The sequence below is a fragment of the Roseateles sp. genome, assembly GCF_031397715.1.
In the GTDB taxonomy this organism is placed as follows: Bacteria; Pseudomonadota; Gammaproteobacteria; order Burkholderiales; family Burkholderiaceae_C; genus Paucibacter_A.
Map to the genome: position 1 here is coordinate 1 of NZ_JANNMI010000459.1, position 5,959 is coordinate 5,959.

Genomic DNA, 5,959 nt, shown 5'->3' on the forward strand with positions numbered 1-5,959 from the left:
GCCTGGCGGGCCTGTTGTCGGTGCCGTTCTGGCATGCACCGGCCCTGATTCACTGGGGCGGCCAAGGTCTGATGCAGGCGCTGTTCTCCAGCACCTTGGGGCTTTGGCGCAACCGCGCCGCCTTCGCCTACAACGCCTTGCTGTGGGCGGCGCTGATCATCGCACTCGGCGTCGGCAGCAGCCTGCTTGCCGCGCTGTTAGGCCTGGGCGCCATGCTGCCGCTGCTGATGATGCCGCTGGGCCTGCTGATGACGACGGTGTTCTACGCCTCGCTGTATTTCACCTTCATCGATTGCTATATGTTCGGCGCGCCTAAAGACATTCTGAGCGCCAAGGCATAAGCGCTCACTGCGGCGTGCGGCCCTTGCGCGCCGCGCCCGGGTTGACCTGATCGGCCAGCTTGACATTGCTTTGCAGCAGGTCAACCGCGTCACCCAAGATATGGGCGGCTTCGTCCAGCAACACGTCACGGCTGTCTTTGCGCGCCTTCTCGGCTGCCAGCTCGTCGGTCAGGCTGCGCTCATTGGCTTGCAGGCCGTCGTCTTGAGCAGCCAGCTTGGCGGCGGCCAACTCGGTCTTGCTGGCCTTTTTTTCGCCCTTGCCCTTGTCGGCGACCAAACGCGCCGCCTCGCGCTCCTTGGCCTTCAGGCTGCGCGCGTCACGCTCGGCACGGCGCTCGGCCTCGTTCAGTGACACCTGCTTGATCTTGCGCTGCGCTTCAAAGTCCTTGATGTCTTGCAGCAGCAGCTGATAGTCACGGTCCTTGGCGGTGCGGCTTTCATGGCGGATTTGCAGCAAGGGCAGCAACTCCCGCATATCGCCCAGGGCCTGGTAATTGGCCGGCTTGATCTGCACCCAAGGCAAGGCATTGTCGAAACTCGACTCGCCATAGGCTTCGCTGTCCGAAAAACTCGCCAGGCCGATGTCGGGGCTGACGCCGCGCAGCTGCGTGGTGCCGCCGTTGACGCGGAAGAACTGCGCCACCGTCATCTTGAGCTCACCGTATTTGGCCTTGTCGGCGCGCGCCATCTTGTCCAGGCTGACCATGGTTTGCACCGTGCCCTTGCCGAAGCTGGCCTCGCCCAGGATGATGCCGCGGCCATAGTCTTGAATAGCGGCCGCAAAAATCTCCGAGGCCGAGGCCGAGCCGCGGTTGATCAGCACCGCCAACGGGCCGTCCCAGGCCGCGCTCGCTTGGGCCTCGCTCTCGACCCGTACATCGCCCGAGGAATTGCGCTGCTGCACCACCGGGCCCTTGCCGATGAAGAGGCTGGTCAGCTCCACCGCCTCGGCCAGCGAACCGCCGCCGTTGTCGCGCAGGTCGATCATCACGCCGTCAACTTTTTCTTTCTTCAGCTCGGCCAGCAAACGCGCCACATCGCGGGTCACGCTCTTGAAGTCCTTCTCACCCTTGGCGCGGGCCTCAAAATCTTGATAGAAGGTCGGCAAGGTGATGACGCCGATGCGCCGGGTGGCGGCCGCCTGCTTGATGTCCAGAATCGACTTCTTGGCCGACTGCTGCTCCATCGAAATCTTGTTGCGCACCAGGGAGATCACCTGATGCTTGCCGTCGGGGCCGGCATTGGCGGGCAAGATATCCAGCACCACGACGGTGTCTTTTTTGCCGCGGATCATGTCCACCGCATCGTCCAAGCGCCAGCCCACCACGTCTTGCGGCGTCGCGCCGGCACCCTGGCCGACGCCGACGATGCGGTCGCCGACCTTGAGCTTGCCCGAGCGGGCCGCCGGCCCGCCGGGCACCAGTTCGCGGATGGTGATCATCTCGTCGCGCTCTTGCAGCACGGCGCCGATGCCGACCAGCGACAAGCGCATCGAGATGTCAAAGTTCTCGCTGGCACGCGGGCCCAGGTAGTTGGTGTGCGGCTCGACCGACATTGCATAGGCATTCATGAAGAGCTGGAACACGTCCTCGCTCTTCAATTTATTCATCCGCGTCAGGGCATTGTCATAACGCTTGGCCAAGGTGGTCTTGATCACCTTGTCGGCGGTGCCGGCCAGCTTCAGGCGCAGCCAGTCGTTCTTGACCCGCTGGCGCCAGAGATCGCGCATCTCGCGCTCGGTCTTGATCCAGGGCTCCTTCTCGCGCGAGAAGCGGTAGCTCTCGTTCTCGCTGAAGTCAAAGCTGCCGTCCAGCAATTCGCGGGCATAGAGCATGCGTTCCTGGGCACGCTTTTGGTAGAGATTGAACATCGCAAACGGCGTCGTCAGGTCCTGCGTGCCGATGGCGTCATCCATGCGCGTGCGGGCGGCGGCGAACTGGTCAATGTCCGACTGCAAGAAGAACAGGCGCTCGGGGTCCAGCGCCTTCAGATAGCGGTCAAAAATCTTCTCCGACATCGCGTCATCCAAGGGCTGGGCCTTGTAGTGATGGCGGGTCAGGATCTGCGCCGACAAAGTGGCGGCTTGCGCCTGTTGGGGCTGCGGCTTGAGCAGGGTCAGGGGCTCGGGAGTGGCTGCCGAACTGGCCAGACTGGCCAGTGCCATGGCCAGCGAGATCAAAAACACAAGGGGCTTCTTCTTCATTCGGCATCTCCAAAATTCAACATCACGAACCGCAGGCCCTGAACCACTGACTTCAAGCTGCCGCTTCAGCTTAACCGATGGGCATTAGGCCAAGGTTAGGCAGGGCCGCTGCAGCGTCAGCTACACTCGGCGCCCTTGCCTCCGCAGAGGATCGCCCCATGAGCCCCATATCAGCTCGCGCAAAGCAAAGGCTTGTCATCCTGGTCGCCACGCGCAAAGGTGGCTGGCTGTTTCATGGTGACGCCGGTCGCAAGAACTGGACTGCCGATGGCCCGCATTTCCTCGGCCACAACATCAGCCATCTGCAACTGGACCCGCGCGACGGCCGCACGCTGCTGGCGGCGGCCAAGACCGGCCACCTCGGGCCCACGATCTTCCGCTCCACCGATTTGGGGGTTAGCTGGCAAGAGGCGCAGCAGCCGCCGGCTTTCGCTCAGCCCAGCGCGCCGGACACGGACCTGCCCGCCCGCTCGGTTGACCATACCTTCTGGCTGACCCCGGGCCACGCCAGCGAGTCCGGCACTTGGTATGCCGGCACCTCGCCGCAAGGCCTGTTCCGCTCCGAGGACAGCGGCGTCAGTTGGGCGCCGTTGGCCGGCGTGAATGACAACCCGCAGTTGCGCGGCTGGATGGGCACGGTACAAGACGGCACGCCCGACGGCCCCAAGCTGCATTCCATCATCATCGACCCGCGTGACCCGGCGCATCTGTACTTCGGCATGTCCGGCGGCGGCGTGCACGAGTCGCGCGACGGCGGGCAAACCTGGGCCACGCTGATTCAGGGCATGCAGGTGGTCGGGGGCTTTGATCCCAATGACGTCAGCTTCCACGACCCGCATTGCCTGCGCTTATGCCCCAGCAAGCCCGATCGGCTCTATCAGCAAAACCACTGCGGCATCTACCGGATAGATCGCAGCGGTGATCCGGCCAATGATGTCTGGCAGCGCATAGGAGAAAAGATGCCCGCGAGCGTCGGCGATATCGGCTTCCCCATGGTTGTGCACCCGACGGATGCCGACACCGCCTGGGTCTTTCCGATGGACGGCAGCGATGTCTGGCCGCGCACCGCCCCCGACGGTAGTCCCGCCGCCTACATCACACGCGACGCCGGCAATACCTGGCAACGGCTGGATCGAGGCCTGCCCCAAGCCCAAGCCTGGTGGACGCTGAAGCGCCAGGCGATGACGGTGGACGCGCAGCCGGCCCCGGCGCTGTACCTGGGCACGACCAGCGGCGAGTTATGGATAGGGCATGAGGAAGGTGCGAGCTGGGCAAACATCGCCCGCCATCTGCCGGAGATCTACGCGGTGGAAGTCGCCGTGCTGCAGTGAAAGTCCTGCTGCCGAGCGCCCTGCGTTCGTACACCGGCGAAACGCAGATCACAGCAGTCGGTGCCACGCTGAACGAGTTGTTCGCCGAGTTGGAGCGCCGCTACCCCGGCCTGCGTTTTCGCGTCGTCGACGAGCAGAACCAGCTGCGGCCGAATATGCGCATCTTCGTCAACGGCCTCGGCGTGCGGGAACTCGATCACGCCTTGCAGCCCAGTGATTTTGTTGCCATCGTGCTGGCGCTCAGCGGTGGCTGAACCCGCTTAATCGATTGGCAGCAACTTGGCCACCGACAGCGCCAGCCACTTCATCCCATGTCGCCCAAAGTTGACCTGCGCGCGCGCGTCGGCGCCGCTGCCTTCCAATGTCAGAAGCACACCTTCGCCGAACTTGGTGTGGAAGACGCCCTTGCCGACCTTCAGGCCGCCATGTTCCTTGTCTTCTTTTTTCTTCATCGCTGCGGGTACGGCCGGCTCGGCCCAGGCGGCCTTCTCAGGGTTGACACGCCCCGCGCCGACCATGGACTTGAGCCCCGAGCCACGCTCCCAAGCTTGTTTGTAGTCATTGGCAAAGCCAGAACCGAAGGCCTGGCGGGGCGGGGTCAGCCACTTCAGAGCCCCCTCAGGTAACTCGTCAACAAAACGGCTCTTGACGTTGTAGCGGGTCTGGCCATGCAGCATCCGGGTCTGGCTGAAACACAGGTACAGGCGCTGGCGTGCCCGCGTGATCGCCACATACATCAGCCGGCGCTCCTCCTCCAGCCCGTCGGCGTCGGCGGCCGAGTTCTCATGCGGAAACAGGCCCTCTTCCAGGCCGGTGATAAAGACCGCGTCGAACTCCAGGCCCTTGCTGGAATGCACCGTCATCAGCTGCACGGCGTCCTGGCCGGCCTGCGCCTGGTTGTCGCCGGCTTCCAGCGAGGCATGGGTCAAGAAGGCGGCCAGCGGCGACATGATTTCGCCAGTCTCCGCGTCGGGGGTGAAGTTGGCGGGTGCCACGGCTGTAGGAAATCCTTCGGAGATGGCCCCCGGCGACAGCTCGTCAACCGGCAGTGCCACCGCATCCTTGCCGAAGCCCTCTTGCGTCACGAAAGCCTCGGCCGCGTTGATCAATTCGCCCAAGTTCTCCAGCCGGTCGGCGCCGTCCTTGTCATTGCGGTAGAACTCGGACAGGCCGGAGATCTCCAGGATCTGCTCGATGATCTCGCGCAGGGTCAGGCCTTGCGTCAGATTGCGGGTCGAGTCGATCAGCTGGGTGAAGGCCTGCAGATTGCCGCCCGCCTTGCCGGCCACCGCGCCGACACTTTGATAAAGGCTGCGGCCGGACATGCGGGCCGCGTCCTGCAGCAACTCGATCGCGCGCGCGCCGATGCCACGGGTCGGGAAATTGACCACGCGCAGAAAACTGGTGTCGTCATTGGCGTTCTCCAGCAGGCGCAAGTAAGACAGCGCATGCTTGACCTCGGCGCGCTCGAAGAAGCGCAGGCCGCCGTAGACGCGATAGGGAATGCCGGCATTGAAGAGCGCCGACTCGATCACCCGTGACTGCGCATTGCTACGGTAGAGCACGGCGATCTCCTTGCGGTCCACGCCTTGGGCGTGCAGGGCCTTGGCCTCCTCGATCAGCCACTGCGCCTCCGCGAAGTCGCTGGCCGCCTCGTACACGCGCACCGGCTCGCCGGGGCCGGCGTCGGTGCGCAGGGTCTTGCCCAGGCGCTTGGTGTTGCGGCTGATCAGCTCGTTGGCGGAATCGAGGATGTTGGAGAAGCTGCGGTAGTTCTGCTCCAGCTTGATGACTCGTTTGACCCGGTACTCGCGCTCAAAATCGGCCATATTGCCGACCCGCGCACCGCGAAAGGCGTAGATGCTCTGGTCATCGTCGCCGACGGCGATCACGCCTTGGCCTCGGCCTGGAGGGGCGAACATCTTCAGCCAGGCGTATTGCAGCTTGTTGGTGTCCTGGAACTCATCCACCAGCAAATGCTGGAAGCGCCGCTGGTAATGCTCGCGGATGGCCAGATTGCTCCGCATCAGCTCATAAGAGCGCAGCATCAGCTCGGCAAAGTCGACCACGCCCTCGCGCTGGCA

Annotated in this window: 4 protein-coding genes and 1 pseudogene; 3 read left to right on the top strand and 2 right to left on the bottom strand. The window is 63.9% G+C overall.

Annotated features, from left to right (window positions below):
- Positions 1-341: pseudogene (locus RMO57_RS20445) on the top strand (hypothetical protein); the annotation flags it as partial.
- Between the two features lie 4 nt (positions 342-345).
- Here RMO57_RS20445 and RMO57_RS20450 read toward each other — a convergent pair.
- A complete protein-coding gene (locus RMO57_RS20450; protein ID WP_310389814.1) occupies positions 346-2,544 on the bottom strand; it encodes a carboxy terminal-processing peptidase in 2,199 nt (732 codons plus the stop codon).
- A gap of 158 nt (positions 2,545-2,702) precedes the next feature.
- Here RMO57_RS20450 and RMO57_RS20455 point away from each other — a divergent pair, with 158 nt between their 5' ends.
- Positions 2,703-3,875: a glycosyl hydrolase gene (locus RMO57_RS20455; RefSeq protein WP_310389815.1), complete on the top strand. Its 1,173-nt coding sequence runs from the start codon at positions 2,703-2,705 to the stop codon at positions 3,873-3,875.
- The gene (locus RMO57_RS20460; protein ID WP_310389816.1) at positions 3,872-4,129 is read left to right on the top strand and encodes a MoaD/ThiS family protein; all 258 of its coding nucleotides are present in this window, start codon (positions 3,872-3,874) and stop codon (positions 4,127-4,129) included. The genes RMO57_RS20455 and RMO57_RS20460 overlap by 4 nt, the downstream gene beginning before the upstream one ends.
- A 6-nt stretch (positions 4,130-4,135) precedes the next feature.
- Here RMO57_RS20460 and RMO57_RS20465 read toward each other — a convergent pair.
- Positions 4,136-5,959: 3'-5' exonuclease (locus tag RMO57_RS20465; protein ID WP_310389817.1), on the bottom strand; the 1,824-nt coding region annotated here is incomplete at its 5' end.

Excerpts from the sequence above, each read along its gene's own strand:
- RMO57_RS20455 (WP_310389815.1), top strand. The coding sequence starts at position 2,703 with ATGAGCCCCATATCAGCTCGCGCAAAGCAAAGGCTTGTCATCCTGGTC.
- RMO57_RS20450 (WP_310389814.1), bottom strand. The coding sequence starts at position 2,544 with ATGAAGAAGAAGCCCCTTGTGTTTTTGATCTCGCTGGCCATGGCACTG.